This window comes from Sphingobium sp. AP50 (genome assembly GCF_900109095.1).
GTDB lineage: Bacteria > Pseudomonadota > Alphaproteobacteria > Sphingomonadales > Sphingomonadaceae > Sphingobium.
This window is the reverse complement of the sequence record NZ_FNYZ01000002.1, coordinates 280,276-306,634: the sequence shown is the minus strand read 5'-3', so window position 1 is coordinate 306,634 and position 26,359 is coordinate 280,276. Positions and strand designations below refer to the sequence as shown.

At 63.9% G+C, this 26,359-nt stretch carries 21 protein-coding genes and 1 tRNA gene; 21 read left to right on the top strand and 1 reads right to left on the bottom strand.

Annotation, left to right across the window (positions count from 1 at the left end; all coding sequences use genetic code 11):
- Nucleotides 1–258 precede the first annotated feature (258 nt).
- Nucleotides 259–2,382 carry a sodium-translocating pyrophosphatase gene (locus BMY84_RS07380; RefSeq protein ID WP_093082456.1) on the top strand — a complete coding sequence of 708 codons (2,124 nt, stop codon included), beginning with the start codon at nt 259–261 and terminating at the stop codon, nt 2,380–2,382.
- Nucleotides 2,383–2,513: 131 nt separating this feature from the next.
- Here the strand turns inward: BMY84_RS07380 and BMY84_RS07375 are convergent, their stop codons facing one another.
- Complete coding sequence (locus tag BMY84_RS07375; protein WP_093082454.1) at nt 2,514–2,774, bottom strand: hypothetical protein; 261 nt, start codon at nt 2,772–2,774, stop codon at nt 2,514–2,516.
- Nucleotides 2,775–3,130: 356 nt separating this feature from the next.
- On the opposite strand from BMY84_RS07375, the gene BMY84_RS07370 reads away from it, so the two are divergent.
- From BMY84_RS07370 to nirB, 20 genes are all read left to right on the top strand, one after another.
- Nucleotides 3,131–4,129 (top strand): sensor domain-containing diguanylate cyclase, encoded by a 999-nt coding sequence (locus tag BMY84_RS07370; protein WP_093082451.1) that lies wholly within the window; start codon nt 3,131–3,133, stop codon nt 4,127–4,129.
- Nucleotides 4,130–4,269: 140 nt separating this feature from the next.
- Entirely contained in the window at nt 4,270–4,959 is a 690-nt protein-coding gene (locus tag BMY84_RS07365) for a DUF2490 domain-containing protein (protein WP_093082449.1), read from the top strand.
- 245 nt (nt 4,960–5,204) lie between these two features.
- Entirely contained in the window at nt 5,205–8,042 is a 2,838-nt protein-coding gene (locus BMY84_RS07360; RefSeq protein ID WP_093082446.1) for a DNA methyltransferase, read from the top strand.
- Nucleotides 8,043–8,233: 191 nt separating this feature from the next.
- Complete coding sequence (locus BMY84_RS07355; protein ID WP_093082444.1) at nt 8,234–9,358, top strand: 8-amino-7-oxononanoate synthase; 1,125 nt, start codon at nt 8,234–8,236, stop codon at nt 9,356–9,358.
- Nucleotides 9,355–9,987, top strand: a complete 633-nt coding sequence (gene bioD, locus BMY84_RS07350) for a dethiobiotin synthase (RefSeq protein WP_093082441.1) — start codon at nt 9,355–9,357, stop codon at nt 9,985–9,987. Before BMY84_RS07355 ends, bioD begins: the two co-directional genes overlap by 4 nt.
- Nucleotides 9,988–10,090: 103 nt before the next feature.
- Nucleotides 10,091–12,130, top strand: coding sequence for a M13 family metallopeptidase (locus BMY84_RS07345; RefSeq protein ID WP_093082439.1), 2,040 nt, complete (start codon nt 10,091–10,093; stop codon nt 12,128–12,130).
- A 224-nt stretch (nt 12,131–12,354) separates the two neighbouring features.
- Complete coding sequence (locus BMY84_RS07340; RefSeq protein ID WP_093082436.1) at nt 12,355–12,762, top strand: DUF4168 domain-containing protein; 408 nt, start codon at nt 12,355–12,357, stop codon at nt 12,760–12,762.
- A 151-nt stretch (nt 12,763–12,913) separates the two neighbouring features.
- Nucleotides 12,914–14,725, top strand: a complete 1,812-nt coding sequence (locus tag BMY84_RS07335; protein WP_093082434.1) for a cation:proton antiporter — start codon at nt 12,914–12,916, stop codon at nt 14,723–14,725.
- Nucleotides 14,722–15,321: an OmpA family protein gene (locus BMY84_RS07330; protein WP_093082431.1), complete on the top strand. Its 600-nt coding sequence runs from the start codon at nt 14,722–14,724 to the stop codon at nt 15,319–15,321. Before BMY84_RS07335 ends, BMY84_RS07330 begins: the two co-directional genes overlap by 4 nt.
- A 32-nt stretch (nt 15,322–15,353) precedes the next feature.
- On the top strand, nt 15,354–16,643 hold the full coding sequence (locus tag BMY84_RS07325; protein WP_093082429.1) for an adenosylmethionine--8-amino-7-oxononanoate transaminase: 1,290 nt from the start codon (nt 15,354–15,356) through the stop codon (nt 16,641–16,643).
- A 57-nt stretch (nt 16,644–16,700) separates the two neighbouring features.
- Nucleotides 16,701–16,919: a translation initiation factor IF-1 gene (gene infA, locus BMY84_RS07320; RefSeq protein WP_003049127.1), complete on the top strand. Its 219-nt coding sequence runs from the start codon at nt 16,701–16,703 to the stop codon at nt 16,917–16,919.
- 12 nt (nt 16,920–16,931) lie between these two features.
- The gene (locus tag BMY84_RS07315; protein ID WP_093082769.1) at nt 16,932–17,504 is read left to right on the top strand and encodes a Maf family protein; all 573 of its coding nucleotides are present in this window, start codon (nt 16,932–16,934) and stop codon (nt 17,502–17,504) included.
- A gap of 8 nt (nt 17,505–17,512) precedes the next feature.
- A complete protein-coding gene (locus tag BMY84_RS07310) occupies nt 17,513–18,502 on the top strand; it encodes a ribonuclease (protein ID WP_093082426.1) in 990 nt (329 codons plus the stop codon).
- A complete protein-coding gene (locus tag BMY84_RS07305; RefSeq protein ID WP_093082423.1) occupies nt 18,492–18,686 on the top strand; it encodes a DNA gyrase inhibitor YacG in 195 nt (64 codons plus the stop codon). The genes BMY84_RS07310 and BMY84_RS07305 overlap by 11 nt, the downstream gene beginning before the upstream one ends.
- Before the next feature lie 50 nt (nt 18,687–18,736).
- A tRNA-Phe gene (locus tag BMY84_RS07300) sits at nt 18,737–18,812 on the top strand.
- Nucleotides 18,813–19,081: 269 nt separating this feature from the next.
- Nucleotides 19,082–19,663, top strand: a complete 582-nt coding sequence (locus tag BMY84_RS07295; RefSeq protein ID WP_093082421.1) for an ANTAR domain-containing response regulator — start codon at nt 19,082–19,084, stop codon at nt 19,661–19,663.
- On the top strand, nt 19,660–20,874 hold the full coding sequence (locus tag BMY84_RS07290) for a CmpA/NrtA family ABC transporter substrate-binding protein (RefSeq protein WP_093082418.1): 1,215 nt from the start codon (nt 19,660–19,662) through the stop codon (nt 20,872–20,874). Before BMY84_RS07295 ends, BMY84_RS07290 begins: the two co-directional genes overlap by 4 nt.
- Before the next feature lie 216 nt (nt 20,875–21,090).
- Nucleotides 21,091–22,335 carry a nitrate/nitrite transporter gene (locus BMY84_RS07285; protein ID WP_093082417.1) on the top strand — a complete coding sequence of 415 codons (1,245 nt, stop codon included), beginning with the start codon at nt 21,091–21,093 and terminating at the stop codon, nt 22,333–22,335.
- Nucleotides 22,336–22,414: 79 nt separating this feature from the next.
- Nucleotides 22,415–23,623, top strand: a complete 1,209-nt coding sequence (locus BMY84_RS07280; RefSeq protein WP_093082414.1) for an alginate export family protein — start codon at nt 22,415–22,417, stop codon at nt 23,621–23,623.
- A 213-nt stretch (nt 23,624–23,836) separates the two neighbouring features.
- On the top strand, nt 23,837–26,359 hold the full coding sequence (gene nirB, locus BMY84_RS07275) for a nitrite reductase large subunit NirB (RefSeq protein WP_093082412.1): 2,523 nt from the start codon (nt 23,837–23,839) through the stop codon (nt 26,357–26,359).

The following is a 26,359-nucleotide window of genomic DNA, read 5'->3' as shown; positions in this document are numbered from 1 at the left end:
GCGCCTCTCATTCGGGGTTCATCGTCGCGGGCATCTTGACGCGCGCCGCTGGAACTGTAGCTTCCTTCCACCCTATTTCTCAGCCGGCTGGAGCGCGTTTCATGTGCCATGCCCCGTTGCTGATTGACGTGGTGCCCGATGCCGGATTGGCTTCATCCGGCCGCCCGCCCCTGCGCCTCCCATTTTCATGCCTTTCGTCCGCCCGTCCTTCCCTGCGGAGCGGCCGATGACAGTCATAAAGGGGGGAGAGGAACATCCATGCAGATTGTCTATATCGCCATAGGGTGCGGCCTGCTGGCCGTGCTCTACGGGCTTTTCACCAGTCGTCAGGTGCTCAGCGCATCGCCCGGCAATGCTGTGATGCAGGCCATTTCCGGCGCGATTCAGGAAGGGGCGAAGGCCTATCTGGGCCGGCAATATACCACCATCGCCATTGTCGGCGTGGTCGTGGCGGTGCTGGTCGCCGTCTTTCTGGGCCTTACCTCAGCGGTCGGTTTCCTGATCGGCGCGATCCTGTCGGGCGCGGCGGGCTTCATCGGCATGAATATTTCGGTGCGGGCCAATGTCCGCACGGCCGAAGCCTGTCGCGGCACGTTGCAGAGCGGCCTGACCGTCGCTTTCCGGGCAGGTGCGATCACCGGCATGCTGGTGGCGGGCCTAGCCTTGCTCGCGATCAGTGTCTTCTTCTGGTATCTGACCGGCCCGGCCGGTCATGCGCCGGACGATCGGCTGGTGATCGACTCTCTGGTGGCACTGGCGTTCGGGGCCAGCCTCATCTCCATCTTCGCGCGGCTGGGCGGCGGCATCTTCACCAAGGCGGCCGATGTCGGCGCGGATCTGGTGGGGAAGGTCGAGGCCGGCATTCCGGAGGATGACCCGCGCAACCCCGCCGTCATCGCCGACAATGTGGGCGACAATGTCGGCGATTGCGCCGGCATGGCGGCCGATCTGTTCGAAACCTATGTCGTCACCGTCGGTGCGACCATGGTGCTGACCGCCCTGCTCGTCACCGGCGTCGACAACGCCTTTCTTCTGAAGCTCATGGCCCTGCCGCTGATCGTCGGCGGCGTATGCATCATCACCTCGATCATCGGCACCTATATGGTGCGCCTTGGCGCCAACCAGTCGATCATGGGCGCCCTCTATAAGGGCTTCTGGACCACCGCGATCCTGTCGATCCCGGCCATCTACTTCGCCACCCGCTATACGCTGGGCGACCTCGACACCGTGTTCGGCGCGGGGCTGGACGGCGCCGGGGGATATACCGGCATGGCGCTATTCTGGTCGATGCTCGTGGGACTGGCGGTCACGGGCCTGCTCGTGGTCATCACCGAATATTATACCGGCACCGGCTACCGCCCGGTGCGCAGCATCGCCAAGGCATCGGAAACCGGCCATGGCACCAACGTCATTCAGGGGCTGGCGATCAGCCTGGAATCGACGGCCCTGCCGACCATCGTGATCGTCGTCGGCATCATCGTCGCCCATCAACTCGCGGGGCTGATGGGCATCGCCTTCGCGGCGACCGCGATGCTGGCGCTGGCCGGCATGGTGGTGGCGCTGGACGCCTATGGCCCCGTTACCGACAATGCCGGCGGCATCGCGGAGATGGCGCATCTCGACGACAGCGTCCGGGTCAAGACCGACGCGCTCGACGCGGTGGGCAACACGACCAAGGCGGTGACGAAGGGCTATGCCATCGGATCGGCCGGCCTTGCCGCGCTGGTGCTGTTCGGCACCTTCACGCAGGATCTCGATTATTACGGGTCGGCTCTTGGCCTTACCGCGCCGGTCGATTTCTCGCTGAAGAACCCCTATGTCATCGTCGGCCTGCTGCTGGGGGCGCTGCTGCCCTATCTGTTCGGCGCGATGGGCATGACCGCCGTGGGCCGCGCGGCGGGCGACGTGGTCAAGGATGTGCGCGATCAGTTCGCCCGGGACAAGGGCATCATGGATGGCACGTCCCGCCCCAACTATGCCCGCACGGTGGATCTGGTGACGAAGGCGGCGATCAAGGAAATGATCATCCCCAGCCTGCTGCCGGTGCTGGCGCCGGTCGTGGTCTATTTCATCATCGCGGCCGTCGCCGGGGTCGATAATGGCTTTGCGGCGCTGGGCGCGCTGTTGCTGGGCGTGATCGTATCGGGCCTGTTCGTCGCCCTGTCGATGACGTCGGGTGGCGGCGCCTGGGACAATGCGAAGAAATATATCGAGGATGGCCATCATGGCGGCAAGGGCAGCGAAGCCCATAAGGCCGCGGTGACGGGCGATACGGTGGGCGATCCCTATAAGGACACCGCTGGCCCGGCGGTCAATCCGATGATCAAGATCACCAATATCGTCGCGCTGCTGCTGCTGGCGGCGCTGGCGCATGGCGGCTGATCCGGTCGGATCGCGAAGAAAGCAAAACGCCCGGTCGGTGATCCGGCCGGGCGTTTTCGCGGGGTGAGGTTCAACCGAGTCACTTGCCTCGGTTGAAGGGCCGGTGCGGATGCGCCGTAGGCGCCAACCATTCAGCGCTGGGCCAGCTGCACCGGCGCCTTGTGGGTGATGGTCACGCCCTGCTGCGCCCAGTCCGTCTTGCTGCGGCATGCGATCGAAGGAACCAGCGATCCGGCGCGATCCTGACGGATGCAATAGCGGCCGGTATTTTCCTGATAATGCACCTTCACGTGGCTTGCGCCGGCTTCCGGCTGGGCGAAGGCGGGGGTGGCAGCGGCCGAAACGGCAACGGTGGCGGCAATGACAGCGGCGGCGAAAGCGATGGTCTTCATGGTGATTTTCCTTCCCTGAATGTCTGTTTCCGATCCGATGTGGATCATGCCAACAGCATTGCAGGGGGCGTGCCAGTTTTGAAAAACGGCGAATTTCCGCCAAAAAATAAAAATCAAAATTTACACGACATGAACAAATTCCAAACTAAGCGGAATAATTCCCAAATATCAGAAAAATGCACATCGCATGTCCGACGGAACGGCGGATCGATCCAGAAATATGCCCCTTAACCTTTTATCAACCAGCCCGGCGCAGCCTGCCGGTGCGGCTGCACGTTGGGGCGGGTGTGTGGCAGGCGGCTTCTGTCCTAGTAAGGGCACGGGAAGCAGGAACGGATAAAAGCATCGGGTTGCCCATGACGCCACATGATCGACTGACCGACGAACCGGGGCGCGTCGCTGCGCTGCGCCGTTACGATATCCTCGATACGCCGTCGGAGGGCGCCTTCGACAAGATCACCGATCTTGTCCGCACGCTGGTCGGCGTGCCGATTTCCGCCGTCTCGCTGATCGATACCAACCGGCAATGGTTCAAGTCGCTGGCCGGGTTGGACGCCACGGAAACGCCTCGCAGCGTCGCCTTTTGCGACCATGCCATCCGGCAGGACGCACCGCTCGTCATTCCCGATGCCTGCGCCGATGCGCGCTTCTGCGACAATCCGCTGGTGACGGGCGATCCCGGCATCCGCAGCTATGCCGGCGTGCCGCTGCGCACGCCCGATGGCTATAATGTCGGTTCGCTCTGCGCGATCGATACCCGGACCCGCGATTTCGCGCCGGAACAGATGGCGATCCTTCAGGGCCTTGCCCCGATCGTGGTCGAACAGATGGAATTGCGCCTGCTGGCCGAGCGGGACGGGCTGAGCGGCGCGCTCACCCGCCGCGCCTTCGTCGCCGCGATCGACCGGCAGATCGCGCTCTTCATCCGGCATCAGCGGCCCGCCGCGCTGATCCTGCTGGACATCGACCATTTCAAGCAGGTGAACGACACGCATGGCCATCCCGCCGGTGATCGCGTGATCGAAGCAGTGGCGCGCTGCTGCGCCACCCTCTCGCGCCCCAGCGATTCGCTCGGGCGGCTGGGTGGAGAGGAGTTCGCCCTGCTGCTGCCCGAAACCGCGCAGGAGGACGCGCTGGCCGCCGCGCAGCGCTTCTGCGATGCGGTTGCCGCGCTCGATATCCCGCATGATCCGCCGCTGCATGTCACCGCCAGCTTCGGCGTTGCGGCGATCGGCCCGGACCGCATGACCAGCCAGAGCTGGCTCGCCGCTGCCGACGCGGCCCTCTATGCCGCCAAGCGATCCGGCCGCAACCGGGTCGAACTGGCTGCCATGCCGACCGCGCAGGCCGCCTGATCCGGCCTCGCTTGCCCGCCCGACGGGACATGATCGGGAAAAACATTGTCACGAAACTGCAATGCAAACGTCACGATAGAGTCTTCTAATCGTCATAGTGGCGCCTTCGCCGCCAGATCCGGCGGTGGAGAAGATGCCCCATGCGTTCGACCGCTCGTCTTTTGTTCAGCATCCCCGCGCTTGCCATGCTGGCGCTGCCCGCCGCTGCCCATGCCAGCGAGGATGAACAGCTCTGGACCACCACCAGCGCGACGGTGAAGCTCAGCGATCACTGGCGCCTGTCGCAGGAAATCGTCGCGCGCCTGAGCAACGACCGCAACGGCCTCTACGAAATCGAATCCAACACGCTGCTGGGCTATAAAGTCTCGAAGGCGGTGACGGTCTGGGCCGGCTACACCCATGACCCGCAATATAATGGCGGCGACTTCACCGTGATGGAGCATCGCGGCCGCCAGCAGGTGACGTTCGACAATATCGCGAAGATCGGGCCGGTATCGGTCAGCGCCCGCCTGCGCCTGGAAGAACGCTGGCGCGAGGGCGTTGACGGCACCGCCTGGCGCCTGCGCCCCTATGTGAAGCTGGTCCTGCCCTTCAAGGAAGGCAGCAAGACCGCGCTGATCCTCAGCCATGAAAGCTTCTTCGATCTCAACAAGACCAATTTCCAGCGCGTGCAGGGGGAGGAGCGTATGCGCAACCTGATCGCCATCACCACCCCGTTGACGAAGAATGTGAATGCGGAAATCGGCTATCTCCACCAGCACGGCTTCCGCCCCGATGCCGACGACAGCAACGACAATGTTGCATCCGTTTCGCTTAGCTTCAATTTTTAGGGGCTCTATCTGTGAATCGTCATTGCGAGCGCAGCGAAGCAATCCACTGGTGTACCCATGGATTGCTTCGCTGCGCTCGCAATGACACGGCGGGCCAAGATAAAATCATCCCGCTCTAATGATCCATTTCGACCGAATCTGAAGCCGAAGCTGACTCTGTTTCACCCATAACGGATGCGGCTTTTCTTGGCCTGAACTGACTGATCCATCAGCCTTTTCCCCGACCATCAGGGGGAGGGGAAGGGATGCGTCTCAGCTGGCCGGAAATTCGTGCGAACGCCGCCCATTTTTCGGAGGAATGGCGCGGCAAGGGCTATGAAAAGGGCCAGACGCAAAGCTTCTACGACGAATTTTTCGCGGTCTTCGGCGTCCCCCGCAAACAGGTGGCCTCTTACGAACATCGGGTGAAGGCGCTCGATCCGCGCCGGACCGGCGGCTTTATCGACCTGTTCTGGCCCGGCACGCTGATCGTCGAACAGAAAAGCATCGGCCGCAATCTCGACCGCGCCATGACGCAGGCGCTCGACTATCATGACTGGCTGCCCGAAGAGCAGCGGCCACGCCATATGATGGTGTGCGATTTCCAGCGGTTCGAACTGCTCGATCTGGAAACGCGGCGGCACTGGCATTTCCCGCTGCCCGACCTCAAACGCCATGTCGAGGCGTTCGATTTCATCCTGGGCGCCAAGCCCCGGCTGTTGCGCAACCAGTCGCCGGTCAATCGCAAGGCGACCGACCTGATGGGCCGGCTGCACAATGCGCTCGCCGCGCGAGGCTATGTCGGTCATGATCTGGAACGGCTGCTCGTCCGCCTGCTCTTCATCCTCTTCGCCGACGACACCGGCATTTTCCAGCGGCGCGAACAATTTCTCCTCTTTCTCGAAACCCGCACCAGCACCGACGGACGGGATCTTGGCCGCTGGCTGATCGAATTGTTCGAGATACTCGATACGCCGCCCGAACGACGGCAACAGGGGCTGGACGGCGACCTCGCCGAATTTCCCTATATCAACGGCGCGCTCTTTTCCGGCCGCATCGCGACGCCGGTGTTCGACCGGGCGATGCGCCAGATGTTGCTGGACGCCAGCCTGTTCAACTGGGGCGAAGTGTCGCCCGCCATTTTCGGGTCGCTGTTCGAAAGCGTGATCGACAAGGTCACACGCCGCAAACAGGGCGCCCATTACACCCCCGAAGAAGCCATATTGAAGGTGATCGGCCCGCTCTTCCTGGACGATTTGCGGGCCGAATTCGACCGCGCCTGCGCGCTGCGTTCCGGCCGGGACGCGGCGCTGCGCCGCTTGCAGGACAGGATGGCGGGGATGACCTTCCTCGATCCGGCCTGCGGCGCGGGCAATTTCCTGGTGGTCGCCTATCGCGAATTGCGCGAACTGGAGCGGGAGATCATTCGCGAACGGCTGATCGTGGGCGGACCGGTGCAGCAGGTGCTGGACGTTGCCGACCTGACGCGCCTCAACGTCGATCGCTTCCACGGCATGGAGATAGACGAATTTCCCAGCCAGATCGCGCAGGTCGCGCTGTGGATGACCGACCATATCGCCAACACCCGGCTGGGCGAGGATTTCGGCCGCCCCTATGCCCGCATCCCGCTCGTCACCGCGCCCAATATCCGCCATTGCGACGCGCTGGAGATGGACTGGGCGACCCTGCTGCCGCCCGAAACATGCAGCCATATCGTTGGCAACCCGCCCTTCATCGGCGCCAAATATCAGACGGAGGCGCAACGCGCGCAGGTGCGCCGCCTCGCCGCCCTGCCGGGCAGTGGCGGCACGCTCGATTATGTCGCCGCCTGGTTCCTCAAGGCCGCGCGCTTCGCCGCGGCGGGCGGCGCGCATATCGCCTTCGTCGCGACCAACAGCATCGTTCAGGGCGAACAGGTGGCGCAACTCTGGCCGCTGATCTTCCGCGAAGGGATGGAAATCGCCTTCGCCCACCGACCCTTCGTCTGGCCCGGCCGCGCGGCGGTGCATTGCGTGATCATCGGCCTCGCCCCGCACGCCAGCGTGCCGAAGGACAAGCGCCTGTTCAGCTATGCCGATGCAAAGGGTGAGCCGACCGAAACTCGGCATGGCGCCCTGACCGCTTATCTGTTCGATCCGGGTGTAGCCGACAGGGCTCTTGTGGTGCGAGAGGAAGGGCGTCCTATTAATGGCGCACCGCGCATCATTATCGGATCAAAGCCGATCGATGGCGGCTATCTCATCTTCGGATTTCAGGAACGGGCGCATCTGCTGGCGCAGGAACCGGATGCAGCTGCATTCTTGCGTCCCTACGTCGGGGCGCAGGAATATCTCAATGGCGGCGAACGCTGGATACTGGCTTTGCAGGATGCTTCTCCCGCGCATGTCCGGCCACTGCCACTCGTCCGTCAACGGTTGCGACAGGTGGCGGCCTATCGCCGGGGCGAAATCCCCGCTTTCGGCAAGGCGGACGACAGGAAGAAGACGCCGGGCCTGTCTTCCCTAGCCCTTGCCGACACACCATCGGCCTTTCATGTCACGGTTATCCCGCAAGCGCCGTTTCTAGCCATCCCCGAAGTCAGTTCGGAGCGACGCGATTACATACCCATTGGCTGGCTGGAACCGCCTGTCATCCCCAGCAACAAGCTGCGCATTCTGCCCGACGCAACTCTCTGGGATTTCGGCATCCTGACCAGCCAGATGCACATGGCCTGGATGCGCCAGATCAGCGGCCGGATGAAGAGCGACTATATGTATTCGGTCGGCGTGGTGTACAACAACTTCCCCTGGCCTGACGCCACCCCCGCCCAGCGCACACAGGTGGAGGCGCTGGCGCAGGCGGTGCTGGACGCGCGCGCCCTGCCCAAGAACGCTACGTCGACGCTGGCCGACCTTTATGATCCCGACACCATGCCCGCCGAACTGCGCCGGGCGCATCGCGATCTCGATCAGGCGGTCGACCGGCTCTACCGCAAATCGCCTTTCGGATCGGACCGGGAACGAGTGGAGCATCTCTTCGCGCTCTATCAGGCACTGGTCGATCCGCTTGGCCGACAGGCGGCGCATCGGCCCCGCCGCATCAGGCGGAAGGCGGGGGAGGGGTGAACGCTATCCTATCGGGCGCTGATCCCCTATCATGGACCACGCTCTTTCCCCCTGTGAACCGCCCCTTCTCGGCCCTTTCCGCTGCGCAACAGAATTTCCAACATCGGCACAAAAATGACAATATCTGCGGGAAATATGCGAAGTTAAGCGCGCGCTTGCCGCTCCCTCCGGCCGGGCTTATAGCGCCCTCCATGACCGCCGAACCCTTCCGTTCCCAGCTAGCCGCGCTGGAGCAGCGCGGGCGGCTGCGTCGCCTGTCCCCCCGTGCCGGACGCGACTTCGCCTCCAATGACTATCTTGCCCTCGCCGGCGATCCGATGATCGCGCAGGCCGTGGCCGATGCCGTCGCGCGCGGCGTGCCGCTGGGGTCGGGCGGATCGCGCCTGCTGCGCGGCAATGCCCCCGAACATGAAGGGCTGGAGGCGAAGGCTGCCGATTTCTTTCGCACGCAGGCGGCCCTGTTCGTCGCCAATGGCTATGTCGGCAATCTCGCCCTCTTCTCCACTTTGCCGCAGCGCGGCGACCTGATCGTCGCGGACGAACTGATCCACGCCAGCGCCCATGACGGCATGCGCATGAGCAAGGCGGCCGCCGTCTTCGCCCGCCATAATGACGTACAGAGCTTCGCCGACCTGATCGCCGCCTTCCGCGCCGAGGGGGGGAAGGGCCGCATCTGGATTGCGGTGGAAACCCTCTATTCGATGGACGGCGACATGGCGCCGCTCGCCGATTTCGCAAAACTTGCTGCGCAGCATGACGCGATGCTGCTGCTGGACGAAGCCCATGGCACCGGCGTCTTCGGCCCCGGCGGGCGCGGCCTGTCAGCGGGGCTGGATGGCCTGCACAATGTCATCACCCTGCACACTTGCGGCAAGGCGATGGGGGCGGAGGGCGCGCTGATCTGCGGCCCGCGCATCCATGTCGACTATCTGGTCAATCGCGCCCGTGCCTTCATCTTCTCGACCGCGCCTTCGCCGCTGATGGCCGTCGCCGTTTCCGCCGCGCTCGACCGGATCGAGCGGGCCGACGATCTGCGCGAGCGCTTGAAGACATTGCGGCAGGACGCGGCGGAGGAAATCTGCGCCCCGCTCGGCCTTTCCTCCCCGCGCAGCCAGATATTGCCCGTCATATTGGGCGACGACGCCCGCGCCATGGCCGCCGCCGCCGCCTTGCAGGAGGCCGGCTTCGACGTGCGCGGCATCCGCCCGCCGACCGTCCCGCCGGGCACCAGCCGCCTGCGCATCTCGCTGACGCTCAACGCCAGCCGCTCCGATGTCGCTGCGCTCGGCCGCGAATTGCAGCGGGTGATGCGATGACCGTGCTGATCGTCACCGGCACCGACACCGATATCGGCAAGACGGTGTTCGCCGCCGGCCTCGCCGGAGCGCTGGGCGCCTCTTACTGGAAGCCGGTACAGGCCGGGATCGATCCGTCGGGCGACAAGGAGAGGGTGGCTGCCCTCTCCGGCCTGCCGCCCGAAAAGATCCTGCCCGAAGCCTATCGCCTGAATACCCCGGCCTCTCCCCACCTTGCCGCGCGTATCGACGGGGTGAAGATCGATCTGGCCCGCCTCGCTTTGCCGCAGGTCGAAGGACCGCTGGTGGTGGAGGGGGCAGGCGGCGTCCTGGTCCCCATCACCGAAACGCTGACCATGGCGGATCTGTTCGCCTATTGGGGACGGCCCGTCATCCTGTGTGCCCGCACCGGCCTTGGCACCATCAACCACAGCCTGCTGAGTATCGAGGCGCTGCGCGCGCGCAAGGTGCCGATCGCGGGCATCGCCTTCATCGGCGAAGCGCATGACGAAAATCAGCGCATCATCCCGCAGATCGCCGGCCTGCCGTCGCTCGGCCGTCTGCCGCATCTCGATCCGCTTGATGCCGACAGCCTGAAACAGGCTTTCGCGACGCATATCCGCCTTTCCGAAACTTTCAACCGCGGATAATTTTCGACCAACGACATGGACAAGCCTGTTGGACGGGCGTTCAAGTCCGGCTCATGCCGGGCGCATTAAGCGGCCCGATCTGTCACAAGCAAGGGATGCTTTGATGAACAAACTCCTCCTGGGTGCCGCCGCCAGCGCGCTCGCCCTGGCCGCCACCGTCGCCCATGCCGATCAGGCCGCCGCGCCAACGGCCGCGCCGGCCGCCAAGCCCACTTATGGCAGCTATGGCTTCGACGCCACGGGCATGGACAAGTCGGTCAAGCCCGGCGACGATTTCTATGATTATGCCAATGGCACCTGGGCCAAGAACACGCCGATCCCGGCCGACAAGTCCAACTATGGCGCGTTCAACGTGCTGGACGATCTGTCGCGTGAACGCACGAAGGGGATTCTCGAAGCGGCGCAGAGCGATCCCAACAGCAAGATCGGCAATGCCTATGCCAGCTATATGGACGCCGCCACGGTCGAGGCGAAGGGCATGGCCCCGATCCTGCCCTGGCTGACCGAGGTCAAGGGCGTCACCGATCTGGCGAGCTACGCCAAGGTCGCGGCCAAGGCTGCCCGCGCCGGCGTGCCCGGCCCGTTCCGCTTCTATGTGGGGCAGGATGACAAGGAACCCGAAACCTACATCCTCTCGATGATGCAGGGTGGTCTGGGCCTGCCCGACCGCGACTATTATCTGGATGCGGGCGACAAGATGGCCGCGATCCGTACCGCCTATGTCGCGCATCTGGAAAAGATGCTGACGCTGGCCGGCGAAAAGGATGCCAAGGCCCGCGCCGCCGCACTGATGGCGTTCGAAACGGAGATCGCCAAGGTCCACTGGACCCAGGTCGACAGCCGCGACGCCGACAAGACCTATAACAAGATGACGCTGGCCCAGCTTCAGCAGGCCGCGCCCGGCTTCGACTTTGCGGCTTTCTACGCCGCCAATAATCTGAAGCCCGCCGAACTGCTCGTCGCCCAGCCCAGCGCCATCACCGGCGAAGCGGCCTTGATCGCCAAGACCCCGGTCGCGGTGCTGAAGGATGCGCTGCTGCTCTCCAGCCTGCACGCCTATGCTGACTATCTGCCCGACAGCGTCGCCAGCTCCGACTTCGCCTTCTACGGCACCACGCTTTCCGGCACGCCGGAGCGTGAGGAACGGTGGAAGCGCGGCGCGACCTTCCTCAAGGAATCGCTGGGGGAAGAAGTCGGCAAGGCCTATGTCGCGCAATATTTCCCGCCCGAAACCAAGGCGGCGATGGATGTGCTGGTCAAGAATGTGCTCGCCGCCATGGGCCGCCGCATCGACGCCCTGCCGTGGATGAGCGACACGGCCAAGGCCCGCGCCCACAAGAAGCTGGCCGCCTTCACCCCCAAGATCGGCTATCCCGACAAGTGGCGCGATTATGCCGGGCTGGACGTGAAGCGGGACGACCTGCTGGGCAATGCGCAGCGCTCCAACGCCTTCGAATTCGACTATAATATCGGCAAGCTGGGCAAGCCCATCTATCGCTGGGAGTGGGGCATGACCCCGATGGAAATCAACGCCTATGCCAATTTCGGCATGGTGGAGATCGTCTTCCCCGCCGCCATCCTGCAACCGCCCTTCTTCGATCCGCATGCCGATCCGGCGGTCAATTATGGCGGCATCGGCGCGGTGATCGGCCATGAACTCAGCCATCATTTCGACGACCAGGGCGCGAAATATGATGAGACGGGCAAGCTCAACCAGTGGTGGACCGATCAGGACGTCGCCAATTTCAAGGCGCTCACGCAAAAGCTGGGCGCGCAGTACGACGCCTATGAGCCTTTCCCCGGCGCGCATGTGAAGGGCGCCTTCACCATGGGCGAGAATATCGGCGATCTGGGCGGCCTCGCCGTCGCGCTCGACGCCTATCATGCCTCGCTCGGCGGCAAGAAGGCGCCGGTGATCGACGGTCTGACCGGCGACCAGCGCTTCTTCCTGGGCTGGGCACAGGTATGGCGCCGCAACTATCGCGAAGCCAATCTGCGTCAGCGTCTCGTCACCGACCCGCACGCGCCGTCGCAATATCGCACCGACATCGTGCGCAATTTCGACGCCTGGTATGATGCCTTCAAGCCCGCGTCGGGCGGCAAAATCTATCTCGCGCCCAAGGATCGCGTGAAGATCTGGTAACAGAACAGCCCCGGACCGGGCGCCAGGCGAATCCGGCCCGGGGCACTTTGCTGCGGCGCAATATTGTTGCTGCGGCGAACGGACCGCTTTGCGGGATGGGGCGTTGGAACCCTTCCGGCCGCCCCTCGAATCCCACGACTCGCCGTTCAGCCCTTTCCCCGCCGGAACGATTTCAACAGCTTGACCGTCTGATCATCATCATATCGGTCACGAGGAGAAAAACGTTGACGGGTCTTAACAGCAACAAATTCCTGAAAGCGGGCATCGCTTCCATCGCGCTGTTCGTTGCCTATCCCGCATTTGCACAGGACGCCGCTGCCCCTGCGGCACCGGCCGCGCCCGCAGCGCCGGCCGCTGGCGCCAGCAACTTCAGCGATGCCGACATCAAGCAGTTCGCTGCCGCTGCTGTGGAAGTGACGAAGATTCAGCAGGACGCATCGATCCCTGCGGCTGACAAGCAGCCCAAGATGGTTGCCGCGCTTCAGGCATCGGGCATCCCGCCCGAAAAGTTCAACCAGATCGGTCAGGCCGCCGCCGCCGATCCGGCCCTGCAGCAGCGCATTCAGGCTGCCGCACCGGCGGCGCCCGCGGCACCGGCCGCGCCCGCCGCTCCGGGCCAGCCGCCGCAATAAGGCACGACAGAGGGGGTGGTCATCGACCACCCCTTTTTTTGTTGTCCACGGGCAAAGACCCACCGGGCACGCATCATCCCCCTGATGGTTCCGGGCAGAAACAAAAATATCGGGGGTTCCCGACAGCGTACCGCCTGACTATCCCGGCCTGATGCAGGAACAGGCACTTTCCATTGCGCTGATCGGCATATTGGGGATTGGCGCACAATGGATCGCCTGGCGGACCGGATGGCCCGCCATTGCCCTGATGCTGGCAGCCGGCGTCCTCGGCGGACCCGTCCTTCACCTTATCAATCCCGAACATGTGTTCGGCGACCTGCTGGAACCGATGGTGTCGGTCGCGGTGGCGCTGATCCTGTTCGAAGGCGGCCTCAGCCTCAATTTCCGCGAATTGCGCAAGACCGACGGCGCGGTAACGCGCCTCGTCTTGCTGGGCTCACCCATAGGCTGGGTGCTGGGTTCGCTCGCCTGCTACTATGTCGCCGGCCTCGTCTGGCCGGTCGCCATTCTGTTCGCGGGCATATTGGTCGTCACCGGGCCGACCGTGGTGCTGCCGCTGCTGCGCCAGTCCAATGTCGCCGCCCGCCCGCGCGCGATCCTGAAATGGGAAGCGATCGTCAACGATCCGACCGGCGCGCTGCTGGGCGTCGTCACCTATGAATATCTGCGCCGATCGGGGGAGGGGGGCAGCCTTGCCGCCGTCATCGTCTCGCTGATTGCCGCCGCGATCGTCGCCGGGCTGATCGGCTGGATCGCCGCGCGCGCCATCGGCTGGCTCTTCCCGCGCGGCCATGTGCCTGAATATCTCAAGGCCCCAGTGCTGCTGGTCGCGGTGATCAGCGTCTTCGTCCTGTCCAACATCATTCAACAGGAAACCGGCCTGCTCGCCGTCACGGTGATGGGCGTGGCGCTGGCCAATATGCGCCTCGATTCCCTGCGCGATATTCAGCCGTTCAAGGAAAATGTCACGGTCCTGCTGATTTCCGGCGTTTTCGTGATCCTGTCGGCCTCGCTGGACCTCAGCGTCCTGCGCCAGTTTGAATGGCGTTTCCTCGCCTTCCTCTTCGCGCTTCTCTTCCTGGTGCGGCCGATTACCGTGCTCCTGAGCCTGGCTTTCTCGCCCGTGCCCTGGAACGAACGACTGCTGGTGGCGTGGATCGCGCCGCGCGGTATCGTCGCGGTCGCCATTTCCGGCCTGTTCGCGCTGCGCCTCGATCGCCTCGGCTATGGCGACGGTTCGATCCTGGTCACCCTGTCCTTCGCCGTGGTGGTGGCGACGATCGTGTTCCACGGCTTTTCGATCAAGCCGGTCGCGCGGCTGCTGAAAGTCACCGGCGCACAGGAAAAGGGGCTGTTGCTGGTGGGCGCCACCCCCTTCAGTCTCGGCCTCGCATCGCAACTGCGCGCGCTGGAGGTGCCAGTGATGATCGCCGACAATAGCTGGCAGCGGCTCGCTCCCGCCCGGCATCAGGGCATTCCCATCTATCATGGCGAAATATTGTCCGAAGCGACCGAGGAGAAACTGGACCTCGCCCAGTTTCAGGTGATGGCCGCCGCCACCGACAACGAAGCCTATAATGCGCTGGTCTGCAACGAGTTCGCGCCGGAAATCGGCCGCGACAATGTCCATCAACTGGGCGACGCCAGCGACGACGAAGACCCGCGCGCTTTGCCCGAATCCCTGCGTGGCCGCGCGCTCTTCTCCTCCGGCCATGGCGTAGAGGATATCATGCAGCGCGAAGAGAAGGGCTGGACCTTCCGCAAGACCCGCATCAGCGAGCAGTTCGATTATGAGGCTGCCCGCGCCTCCCTGCCCGAAGGCGGCGACATGCTGCTGCTGCTGCGCAAAAATGGCGCGCTGCGCTTCTTCACCCATGCGTCGCGCCCGACGCCCCAGACCGGCGACACGATCCTGTCCTATGTGCCGCCCACATTCAAACGGCCGAAAGGAGAGGAAGAATGACAAGATCGACCCCGGCCCTGCTGCTGCTCGGCGCTCTGGCCGCCTGTCAGCCGCCGGCGGAAAAGGAGGGCGCCAATGTCGCGGACAATGGCGCCAATGCGATGGCGGCCAACGAAGCCGATAATGCGGCCGAACCGCAACGCTCCATCCTGCGCCCCGAAGTGATCGAGCAGGTCGAGGAACCCAAGATCGAACCGGTCGATACGGTGATCGGCTTCGGCGCGTCGCCCATGGCGCTGGATGACACGGCAAAGGCCGCGATCGATGCTGCGCTGGCCAGTCCGGCCGCCAGGGAAGGGGGCGCCATCACTTTGCGCGGCCATAGCGATTCCCGCGGCAATGACGGCGACAACAAGGTGGCCTCCCGCATCCGTGCCGAAAAGGTCCGGGACTATCTGGTCGAAAAGGGCGTACCGAAGGATCGCATCACGCTCGTCGCGCTCGGCGAAGCGCGTCCTATCGCCCCCAATGCGAAGGAGGATGGCAGCGACGATCCCGAAGGCCGGGCCAAGAACCGCCGGGTCGACCTGCATGTCGCGCTGCCAGTGATTGTTGTGCCGCCGCCGGTCGAAGCCAATCCTGCGGAGAAGCCATAGCCTTCACGGCCTTGCTGGCGTAAAGCCCCGCCATGACCTCACCTGTCTGGCACCCCTTCACCCAGCATGGCCTGAACGAGCCGATCCCCCATGTCGTCCGGGCCGAAGGTGCGATATTGCACCTCGCCGATGGCACGATGCTGATCGATGGCATTTCCAGCTGGTGGGTGACGACCCATGGCCATTGCGAACCGCGCATCGCCGCCGCCATCGCGCATCAGGCAACACAACTCGATCAGCTGATCTTCGCCGCCTACACCCACGAGCCGGCCGAAGCGGTCGCGCGCGGCCTGATCGATCTGGCCCCCCGTTTCGATGGCCAGCCGACCCTTGCCCATGTCTTTTATTCCGACAGCGGATCGACCGCAGTCGAGGTCGCGCTCAAAATGGCGCTGGGCTATTGGTACAATCTGTCGCTCGATGGATTGGCCGATGCACGCAGCCGCATCTTGGTCCTCGAACATAGCTATCATGGCGACACGATCGGCGCGATGTCGATCGGCGAGCGCGGCGTCTATAATGCCGCCTGGACGCCGCTTCTGTTCGACGTCGGCACCATCCCGTTCCCTGCACCCGGTATGGAGCAGGCCTGCCTCGACGCGCTGGAGGCCGCCTGCGCGCAAAAGCCCGCCGCCTTCATCGTCGAGCCGCTGATCCTGGGGGCAGGGGGGATGCTGCTTTATCCCGCGTCCGTCCTGCGGGACATGGCCGCCATCTGCCGCAAACATGGCGTCCTCTTCATCGCGGACGAGGTGATGACTGGCTGGGGCCGCACCGGCACGCTCTTCGCCTGCGAACAGGCGGGCGTCGTGCCGGATGTCATGGCCGTGGCGAAGGGGATTACCGGCGGCGCGATCCCGCTTGCCGCCACGCTCGCCACTGCGCCGATCTTCGACGCCCATTATTCCACCGATCGCGCCCGGCTTTTCTACCATTCGTCCAGCTACACCGCCAACGCCATCGCCTGTGCCGCCGCCTCCGCCAATCTCGCCATCTGGCGGGAAGAGGATGTGCTGGGCCGCATCGCCACACTGGCCGACGGCATCGCGACTCGCCTGGCAAAACTCGCCGCACACCCCGCCTTCGCCAACCCGCGCCAGTTGGGCACGGTCGCCGCGATCGACCTGATTACCCCCGACGCCGGCTATCTCTCCGACCTCGCGCCGCGTCTGCGTGCTTTCTTCCTGGAACGGGGCCTCTTGCTAAGGCCGCTTGGTAACACCATTTATCTCATGCCGCCCTATTGTCTCGACGCCGATCAGCTCGATTCCGTCTTCGCGGCCCTGCATGCGGCCGGCGATATGTTCGGCGCGCATCCCTGACTTTCATTTTGTTGATTTTGGCGCTATGGCGGCGCGATTTTTCGAATTCGGGATATTATGGCTAAAGAAGAACTGCTTGAAATGCGCGGACAGGTTGTGGAGCTTCTCCCCAACGCCATGTTCCGCGTGCGGCTGGAAAATGATCACGAAATTCTCGGCCACACGGCCGGCAAGATGCGCAAGAACCGCATCCGTGTGCTCGTGGGCGACGAAGTTCTCGTCGAACTCACCCCCTACGACCTGACCAAGGGTCGGATTACCTACCGCTTCAAATAAGCCGCAACTATGATGCGGCTCATTCTTGCTTCGGCTTCTCCCAGACGGCGTGACCTTCTGGGCCAGATCGGTGTCGTCCCCGATGCGGTCGATCCTGCGGACATTGACGAAACGCCTTTGAAGGCCGAACTGCCCGCCGCCTATGCGGCACGGGTTGCTGCGGAAAAGGGGGCGCTCGTCGCTGCGCGCCATCCCGGCGCGCTCATCTTGTCGGGCGACACGGTGGTCGCCGTCGGTCGTCGCATCCTGCCCAAGACGGAAAGCGAGGCGGACGCGCGCGCCTGCCTCACCTTGCTGTCGGGGCGGCGGCATCGCGTCTTCAGCGCGATCACCCTGATCGATGGCGAAGGTCGGGCGCGCCATCGCCTTTCCGATAATAGCGTCATCTTCAAACGGCTGGAGCAGGCGGAGATCGACGCTTATATTGCCAGCGACGAATGGCGTGGCAAGGCGGGCGGTTACGCTATTCAGGGTCGCGCCGCCGGCCTCATCCGCACGATTCAGGGCAGCCACAGCGCGATCATGGGCCTGCCGCTTTACGAAACCCGCACGCTGCTCAAGGCGGCGGGCTACCCGATCGATTAGGAACGCACATGGCCGAATGGCTCTATGAAGAAGGTATTGGCGAGGCGCGCGCCGCGCTGATCGAAAAGGGCAAGCTGGTCGAAGCCTTGATCGAGCGTGATGGTGATGCCGTCCGTACCGGCGCGGTCGCGCAGGGGCGTCTGGTCGCCACGATCATTCCCAAGAAGCGGGGCATCGTCCGCCTGACCTCCGGCGAGGAAGTGCTGCTGGAGCCGATCCCGCCCCGGCTGGCCGAAGGCGCCAATGTGCTGGTCGAGATCATCCGCGAAGCGATTGCCGAGGAAGGCCGTCCCAAGCGCGCTAAGGGCCGCATGCCCCAGCCTGGATCGAAGCCCCATGCCGGTCCCAGCCTGCTCCAGCGCATCCGCGCCACCGGCACGCCCGTCATCCCTTGCCCCGCGCATGAGGAAGACCGGCTGGAAGCCCATGGCTGGAGCGAGTTGATGGAAGAGGCGATCAGTGGCGAGGTTGGCGCCGAAGACGCCGCACTGCGTCTGTACCTGACGCCTGCCATGCTGCTGATCGACGTCGACGGATCGCTGCCGCCCGCTCAGCTCGGCCCCAAGGGCGCGAAGCTGGCCGCGCAGGCGGTCCGCCGCATGGGCATGAGTGGTTCGATCGGCATTGATCTGCCGACGATGAACAACAAGGATGAGCGGATGGTCGCCGCCGCGCAGATCGACAAATATCTGCCGCTGCCCTTCGAACGGACGGCGGTGAATGGTTTCGGCTTCCTCCAGATCATCCGTCGCCGCGAACGCGCCAACCTGATGGAGCTTCTGCGTGAAGATCCGGTGCTGACCGCCACGATGGCGCTGCTGCGCCGTGCCGAACGCCATGGCCAGGGCGGCGCGGCCACCGTCACCGCCGCGCCCGCCATTATCGACCTGCTGCACAAGCGGGCCGATTGGATCGAATTGCTGGCCAAGCGGCGCGGCGGCGCGATCACCCTGAAGGCGGATGCCGCGCTGTCGCTGGCGGGCGGCCATGTCGCCTAAGGCGCCTGCCTGCCCGGTCTGTCGCGAGCCCTCTGCCGCGCAAACGCGCCCTTTTTGCAGCCCTGCCTGCCGCGATCGGGACCTGCTGCAATGGCTGGGCGAAGGCTATCGCGTGCCGGGGTCGGCAGGCGAAGAAGCCCCGCAAAAAAATGGCAATTATGGGCTGGACAGCGAACTGGATTGACGCCTATAGGCACGCCTCCATCCGGCGGAAGCCTCCGCCGTTGACCCGATGCCCGGGTAGCTCAGTTGGTAGAGCATGCGATTGAAAATCGCAGTGTCGGCGGTTCGAATCCGTCCCCGGGCACCACATCTCCGTTCGCCAAGCGCCGCGAATGATTGCGAAGGCTTCAAAAATACCGCGAAATGACTAGGCATGCGCGACAGCAGCCATGCTTTTCTTGGGGCTGGTGCCTTGGCGATGTCAGCGATGCGGATCGACGAAAATTGGCAATGCATATCTATCTCGAATCGATAGGCCTGCCTTTGTCATCCTGACGAAAAACGTTTCAGGCCGCTTCACGCCGAATTGACGCAGACCGCCGAACAGCTGCTATGATCGTCGCAGAAGGGGCGCCAATGCGAATTGTCATTATCGACGACAGCGGGCTGCGCGCGACGGTCCTGGAAGAAGGACTGCGCGATGCTGGCTATGACGACATTCACATAGTTCCGCCACGCGGTGCCTTCGTCGCGCGGCTGGAGCGGATGGCGCCTGACGTAGTGTTGATGGACCTGGGCAGTCCCAGCCGCGATACGCTGGAAGAAATGCTGATGGTCAGCCGTGCGCTGGCCCGGCCGATCGCCATGTTCGTGGATCAGTCAGACGACGCGATGATTGGCGCGGCGATCGATGCGGGCGTATCCGCCTATGTGGTCGACGGGTTGCGCAAGGAGCGGGTGAAGCCGGTGCTGGAACTGGCGGTGCGCCGGTTCAACGCCTTTGCAAAGATGCAGACGGAACTGGACGAGGCGCGCACGGCATTGTCCGACCGCAAGATCATCGACAGGGCCAAGTCCATCCTGATGAACCAGCGCCAACTGAGCGAGCAGGATGCCTATGCGCTGCTGCGGTCGAGCGCGATGAATCAGGGCAAGAAGATCGTGGAAGTGGCGCAGGCACTGATAACCGCCAGTGACTTGTTGGGAGGAGGGGTATGACGACCACGCTGAAGATCGCCTTCCTGCCGCTGACGGACGCGGCCGTGCTGGTTGCCGCGCGCGAGAAGGGTTTTGCCGAGGCGGAGGGGCTCAGCCTCGACCTCATTCGCACGACGAGCTGGGCGACCCTGCGCGACCGGCTGGTCTATGGGCAGGTCCACGCCGCGCAGATGCTGGCGCCGCTGGCGGTGGCGGTGACGCTGGGGCTGAGCCAGCAACCCGCTGCGCTGGCCGCGCCCTACAAGCTGGGCGTCAACGGCAATATGCTGGTGATGGCGAATGATTTCGCCAAGGCGCTGGAGCCTGACGCAGCGGCGCGGCTGGCCGATCCGCTGGGTACGGCGCATGATTTTGCCGCCGCGATCGGCCTGTGGAAGCGCAAGCCGGTGATTGGCGTGGTCCATCGTTTTTCCAGCCATTCGCTGATGCTGCGTTACTGGCTGGCGAGCGCGGGGGTGGACCCGGACCGGGATGTCGTGCTGCGCGTGCTGCCGCCATCGCTGACGGTGGAGGCAATGCGCGCGGGCGAGATTGACGGCTTCATCGCGGGCGAGCCGTGGGGCAGCGCGGCGGTTGACGCAGGCCTCGCCGAGACGGTGGCGATCGGCGAACGCATCTGGCGGCGGGGGGTCGAAAAGGTGCTGGCTTTCCGCGAGGCCTGGCTGGAGGAAAATCCGCAGACGGTTGATCGACTGTTGCGGGCGTTGGCGCGGGCCGCAGCCTGGTGCGACGATCCGGCCAATCATGCTATGCTGGCGGCGCTGCTGGCCGATCGGCGCTATGTTGATCAGCCCGCCGACCTGATCGTGCGCGCCTTGTCGGGACAGGTGGTCGCGCGGGCGGGGGAGGCGGCGATCGCCAATCCCGATTTCATGCTGTTCAGTCGGGAAGCGACGCCCTTCCCATGGCGCAGCCAGGCGTTGTGGATCTATTCGCAACTGGTGCGGTGGGACATGGTGGCGCATGACGCTGCGACCGCTGCGCGTGCGGGAGCTGTGTTTCGCCCCGACGTCTTCCGCCGGGCGCTGGCCGACAGCGACATGCCGATGCCGGGCGCGAGCATGAAGCTGGAAGGTGCGGTGGACCTGCCGCTGGCGGTGGGAACGCGTCAGGGCGGATTGACGCTCGGGCCGGACCGCTTCTTTGATGGGCGGGTTTTCGATCCGGAACGGATTGATGACTATCTGGCAAACTTTGTGTCGCTGCGTTGAATCGGCGCGGAATTTTGTGCCTTGCAACATGATGTGATTCGCGAGATAACATAAGGGTCGCGCGACGAAGCGCGCTTATCCGGATGTGCCGTCCCAAAGGTGGGGCCGCCATCCTCACCATATTTCGCAGCAAAGCCGCTGACCGGACCATCCCTTGGGATGCTGTCCGGGCTGCGGCTTTTTTCGTGTCCATTTCCGTTTATTGGGGGACGTATCATGGCAACTGCTTATTGGGATCGCGAAGGACAGGACACCGCACCTGCGCCCGCGACCAGCTTCTGGAAGGCCGGCCACGCGCCGACCCTTGTTGCTGCCTTTCTCTATTTCGACCTTGCCTTCATGGTGTGGGTGCTACTTGGGCCGCTGGCGCCCATGATTTCCAAGACGTTGCTGCTGACGCCGGCCGAAAAGGGCTTGATGGTCGCGACGCCGACGCTGGCTGGCGCGCTGCTTCGCGTGGTCAATGGCTTGCTGGTCGATCGGATCGGCCCGAAATTGTCCGGCGCGATCAGCCAGATCATCGTCATCGCCGGTCTGTTCACCGCCTGGATGGCAGGGATTGACAGTTTCGGCGGTACGCTGGCGCTGGGCGTGATCCTGGGCTTTGCTGGCGCCAGTTTCGCGATCGCGCTGCCGCTGGCCAGTCGCTGGTATCCGCCTGAGCATCAGGGCAAGGCGATGGGCCTGGCCGGCATGGGCAATTCGGGCACCGTGCTCGCGTCGCTCTTTGCCCCGGTACTGGCCAAGATGTTCGGTTGGAACGCGGTGCTGGGGCTGGCCTGCATCCCGCTGGCGATCGTCTTCGTCCTGTACATGATCATGGCCAAAGACGCGCCCAACGCGCCAGCGCCCAAGAAGATCGTGGACTATTTCCAGCCTTTGAAGCAGGCCGATGCCTGGTGGCTGATGGCTTTCTACGCCGTCACTTTCGGCGGGTTCGTCGGTCTGGCCGCCAGCCTGCCCATCTATTTCACCGATCAGTTCGGCCTGACGCCGATCGTGGCGGGATATTGCACGGCCGGTTGCGTCTTTGCAGGATCGCTGGTGCGGCCGATGGGTGGTGCGCTGGCCGACAGGATCGGCGGGTCGAAGGCGCTGATGATCGTCTATGTTGTGGCCGCCGTCGCTCTGGCGGGCGTCAGTCAGGCGACGACGCTGGCGGCGGCTCTCGCCTGTTTCGTGCTGGCGATGTTGGCGCTGGGCACGGGCAATGGTTCGGTGTTCCAGCTGGTGCCGCAGCGTTTTCAGGCCGAAATCGGCATCATGACCGGCCTTGTCGGCATGGCGGGCGGCATTGGCGGCTTCTATCTTGCCAGTTCGCTGGGCCTTGCCAAGCAGCTGACCGGCAGCTTTGCGCCCGGCTTCCTGATCTTTGCCGGGCTGGCGATCGTCGCCCTGCTGGGGGTGACGCTGGTGAAGGCCAAGTGGCGCGCAACCTGGAAGACGGGCGCCCGCATCTGATCCGGAGAGGAGGGCGGCGGCAATGACCGCCGCCCCATTCGGGTCGCATCTATCTCGTCCGAGGGGGGACGTGCTTTCCATGAAATATCTTCTCGCATCGGCGGCTATGCTGGCCGCCGCAGGGCCGGCTTGCGCTCAGACCATCAGCCTGAAGCCCATTGCCGAAGCAAGGCTGCGCTACGAACATGCCGATCAGGAAGGATTGCCGGAGGAAAAGGCCGACGCGCTGACCGTTCGCGCCCGCGCCGGACTGACGGCCAGCAGCGGCGCGCTGTCGGCGACGATCGTAGGGCAGGGGACGCTGGCGCTGGTCGACAAACATTATGACGGCGTAAATGGTGCGGCGACCCGGCCGATCGTGGCCGATCCTGAAAATGTCGCCCTCTATATCGCGCAGCTGCAATATAAGGCCAAAGCCTTCACCCTGACCGGTGGTCGGCAGAAGATCGCGCTGGATGACGAGCGGTTCGTGGGCAATGTGGCCTTTCGCGACAATGGCCAGACCTTCGACGCGGTGCGTGCCGAAATCACCCCGGCCAAAGGGCTGAAGCTAGATGTAGCCTATGCCTGGTCGGTCCGGACGATCTGGGGTTTTCAGGGCAAGGGCGCGCGGCAACAGGCGGTGAGCGGCGACAATATTTTCGCCAACCTCTCCTATGCTACACCCGTCGGTACGCTGACCGGCTTTGCCTATCTCGTCGATCAGGATGAAACGGCGGTGCAGGCGTTTCGCCTGTCCAGCCAGACCTATGGCGTGCGGATGGCGGGAGCGCATCCGTTGTCGAAGGCGGCGAAGTTTAGCTATCAGCTCAGTTATGCCCGTCAGTCGGACTATCACCGCAATCCCAACGCCTACAGCGCCGACTATTGGCTGGCGGACGGCACGCTGGATGTGAAGGGATGGAAGCTGAATGGCGGCTATGAAGTGCTGGGCGCCAGCAGTGGGGCGGCTTTCACCAGCTTTCAGACGCCATTGGGTACCAATTTCAAATTTCAGGGCTGGGCCGACAAATTCCTGACCACGCCGGCCAATGGCATTCGCGATCTCTATGTCGGCGGCGGCTATGGTTGGAAGCAATGGGGGGCGCTGTCGGGCGTGGCGTTGTCGGCTAGCTGGCATCGGTTCGACAGCGATCGGCTGGACCAGCATTATGGCGATGAGATCGATCTTCTTGCGTCCGCGAAAGTGAAGAAGACGATGCTGTCTGTCCGCTATGCCCATTATGATGCCAGGGCGATGGCCACCGACACCGACAAGCTGTGGTTTCAGGCCGACTGGGCCATCTGATTGAAAAGCCTATCAAGGATTCGCTTGAGCCGTCAGGCGAATCCGCATATGCTGCACTGCAAGGGACAAGGATGTCCTTCTTCACATAGCCGCGGCGGTTCAGGGTAGAACCGGCAAGGCGCGATATGATGGCAAAGCCGCCATCCTGACTCTCGGAAGCGAAAAGCTCCGGGGGTCAGGATGGCGGCTTTTTTCTTTTCTGGAGTCACGGGGATGGAATTTCAGGACGGATTGGCACCGGCGGCAGAGAGCGACGAGGATATCCTCGTCCCCGCCGACGATGTACGGGAACATCTAGTGGTCGTGGGCAATGGCATGGCCGGGTGCCGCGCGGTCGAAGAACTGCTGGCGCGGGATGCGGGACGCTATCGCGTCACCATCTTCGGTGCCGAGCCTTATGTGAACTATAACCGCATCATGCTGTCGCCGGTGCTGGCGGGGGAGAAGACGTTCGAGCAGATCGTCATCAACGACCGCGCCTGGTATGACGATAATGGCATAGACCTGATTGCTGGTGATCCGGTGACGGGGATCGATCGCGATGCCAAGCGCGTAACAGCACAGAGCGGTCGCACGGTTCATTATGACAAGCTGCTGATCGCGACCGGCTCCGACCCGTTCATCATCCCGGTGCCGGGCAAGGATCTGCCCGGTGTCATCAGCTTCCGCGACATGAAGGATGTCGACACCATGCTGGCGGCGGCGAAAGCCGGCGAAGCGGCTGGCGGAGGCAGCGCGGTGGTGATCGGCGGCGGCTTGCTGGGGCTGGAAGCGGCGCATGGCCTGACCCTGCGCGGCATGAAGGTGACGGTCATCCACCTGATGGACACGCTGATGGAGCGGCAACTCGACGAAGCGGCGGGCTGGCTGCTCAAGAGCGCGCTGGAAGGGCGGGGTCAGACCATCCTGACCGGCGCCAACACCGAAGCCATTTATGGCGACGGCAAGGTCGAGGGCGTCCGCCTGAAGGACGGTCGCGAAATCCCGGCCAGCCTCGTCGTCATGGCGGTGGGCATTCGCCCGGCGACCGGGCTGGCGCGTGAGGCGGGCCTTGAGGTCAATCGCGGCATCAGGGTCGACGATCATATGGTGACGAGCGATCCCGATGTTCTGGCGGTCGGCGAATGTGTCGAGCATGACGGCAATGTCTATGGCCTGGTCGCGCCGCTGTGGGACATGTGCCGCAGCCTGGCCGACGGTCTGACCGACCAGCATAGTGGCTATAAGGGTTCGGTGACGTCGACCAAGCTCAAGGTCGCGGGGCTGGACGTCTTCTCGGCCGGTGATTTCTCTGGTGGCGAAGGCTGCGAGGATATCGTCCTGCGCGACGCATCGCGCGGCGTCTACAAGCGCGTCATCGTCAAGGACGACAGGATCGTCGGCGCGGTTCTCTATGGCGATACCGTCGATGGCGGCTGGTATTTCGACATGCTCAGGCGCGAAGAGGATGTTGCCGACATTCGCGACCTGCTGATCTTCGGTCAGGCCTTCGCCTCGGGAGGAGGCGCGCTGGACCCTAAGGCGGCCGTTGCGGCGCTCTCGGACGATGCCGAGATTTGCGGCTGCAACGGCGTCAGCAAGGGGCAGGTCGTGTCCTGCATTGCAGCAGGCAATTGCAGCCTCGATGCGGTGCGCGCGACCTGCAAGGCGTCGGCAAGCTGCGGCAGCTGCACCGGTCTGGTCGAAAATCTGCTGGCGGTGGTGCTGGGCGATGATGTGAAGTCCGGCCCCAAGACGATGTGCAAATGCACCAGCTTCACCCATGACGATGTTCGTCGCGAGATCGTGGCGCAGAATATGCGCTCCATCCCCGAAGTGATGCAGTTGCTGCACTGGTCGACCCCGGACGGCTGTTCGTCCTGCCGTCCTGCGCTCAACTATTATCTGCTCTGCGCGCTGCCCGGCGACTATGTCGATGACCAGCAAAGCCGCTTCGTCAATGAACGCATGCATGCCAACATTCAGAAGGACGGCACCTATTCCGTCGTTCCGCGCATGTGGGGTGGCCTGACCAACCCGCGTGAATTGCGGGCGATCGCCGATGTGGTCGAGAAGTTCAACGCGCCGATGGTGAAGGTAACGGGCGGCCAGCGTCTCGACATCTTCGGCATAAGGAAGGAAGACCTGCCCGCCGTCTGGGCTGATCTCAATGCCGCGGGCATGGTGTCGGGCCATGCCTATGGCAAGTCGTTGCGCACGGTGAAGACCTGTGTCGGTTCCGAATGGTGCCGCTTCGGCACGCAGGATTCCACCGGCCTGGGCGTCAAGATCGAGCGGATGACCTGGGGATCGTGGATGCCCCACAAGTTCAAGATCGCGGTGTCGGGCTGCCCCCGCAACTGTGCCGAAGCGACGATCAAGGATTTCGGCGTGGTCTGCGTGGACTCCGGCTATGAACTGCATGTCGGCGGCAATGGCGGCATTCATGTCCGCGCCACCGACCTGCTGTGCAAGGTCGCGACCGAGCAGGAGGCGATGGATTATTGCGCCGCCTTCACCCAGCTTTATCGGGAAGAGGCCCGCTATCTGGAGCGGACCGCGCCGTGGATCGAGCGGGTCGGCGTCGACTATATCAAGCAGCGGATCGTGGAGGACGATGCAGGCCGTGAAGCGCTGCGCGCTCGCTTCCTCTATTCGCAGAGCTTCTCTCAAGAAGACCCATGGGCAGAGCGTGCCGCCGGCGCGCAGGCCGAACTGCACCAGCCGCTCGCCCCTATCGCCATCGCTGCGGAGTGA

Coding starts and splice junctions, on each gene's coding strand:
- BMY84_RS07345 (WP_093082439.1), top strand. CDS start 10,091: ATGAACAAACTCCTCCTGGGTGCCGCCGCCAGCGCGCTCGCCCTGGCC.
- BMY84_RS07375 (WP_093082454.1), bottom strand. CDS start 2,774: ATGAAGACCATCGCTTTCGCCGCCGCTGTCATTGCCGCCACCGTTGCC.
- BMY84_RS07295 (WP_093082421.1), top strand. CDS start 19,082: ATGCGAATTGTCATTATCGACGACAGCGGGCTGCGCGCGACGGTCCTG.
- BMY84_RS07310 (WP_093082426.1), top strand. CDS start 17,513: ATGGCCGAATGGCTCTATGAAGAAGGTATTGGCGAGGCGCGCGCCGCG.
- BMY84_RS07365 (WP_093082449.1), top strand. CDS start 4,270: ATGCGTTCGACCGCTCGTCTTTTGTTCAGCATCCCCGCGCTTGCCATG.
- BMY84_RS07370 (WP_093082451.1), top strand. CDS start 3,131: ATGACGCCACATGATCGACTGACCGACGAACCGGGGCGCGTCGCTGCG.
- BMY84_RS07315 (WP_093082769.1), top strand. CDS start 16,932: ATGCGGCTCATTCTTGCTTCGGCTTCTCCCAGACGGCGTGACCTTCTG.
- BMY84_RS07360 (WP_093082446.1), top strand. CDS start 5,205: ATGCGTCTCAGCTGGCCGGAAATTCGTGCGAACGCCGCCCATTTTTCG.
- BMY84_RS07330 (WP_093082431.1), top strand. CDS start 14,722: ATGACAAGATCGACCCCGGCCCTGCTGCTGCTCGGCGCTCTGGCCGCC.
- BMY84_RS07285 (WP_093082417.1), top strand. CDS start 21,091: ATGGCAACTGCTTATTGGGATCGCGAAGGACAGGACACCGCACCTGCG.
- BMY84_RS07355 (WP_093082444.1), top strand. CDS start 8,234: ATGACCGCCGAACCCTTCCGTTCCCAGCTAGCCGCGCTGGAGCAGCGC.
- bioD (WP_093082441.1), top strand. CDS start 9,355: ATGACCGTGCTGATCGTCACCGGCACCGACACCGATATCGGCAAGACG.
- BMY84_RS07290 (WP_093082418.1), top strand. CDS start 19,660: ATGACGACCACGCTGAAGATCGCCTTCCTGCCGCTGACGGACGCGGCC.
- BMY84_RS07305 (WP_093082423.1), top strand. CDS start 18,492: ATGTCGCCTAAGGCGCCTGCCTGCCCGGTCTGTCGCGAGCCCTCTGCC.
- BMY84_RS07280 (WP_093082414.1), top strand. CDS start 22,415: ATGAAATATCTTCTCGCATCGGCGGCTATGCTGGCCGCCGCAGGGCCG.
- BMY84_RS07325 (WP_093082429.1), top strand. CDS start 15,354: ATGACCTCACCTGTCTGGCACCCCTTCACCCAGCATGGCCTGAACGAG.
- BMY84_RS07380 (WP_093082456.1), top strand. CDS start 259: ATGCAGATTGTCTATATCGCCATAGGGTGCGGCCTGCTGGCCGTGCTC.
- nirB (WP_093082412.1), top strand. CDS start 23,837: ATGGAATTTCAGGACGGATTGGCACCGGCGGCAGAGAGCGACGAGGAT.
- infA (WP_003049127.1), top strand. CDS start 16,701: ATGGCTAAAGAAGAACTGCTTGAAATGCGCGGACAGGTTGTGGAGCTT.
- BMY84_RS07335 (WP_093082434.1), top strand. CDS start 12,914: ATGCAGGAACAGGCACTTTCCATTGCGCTGATCGGCATATTGGGGATT.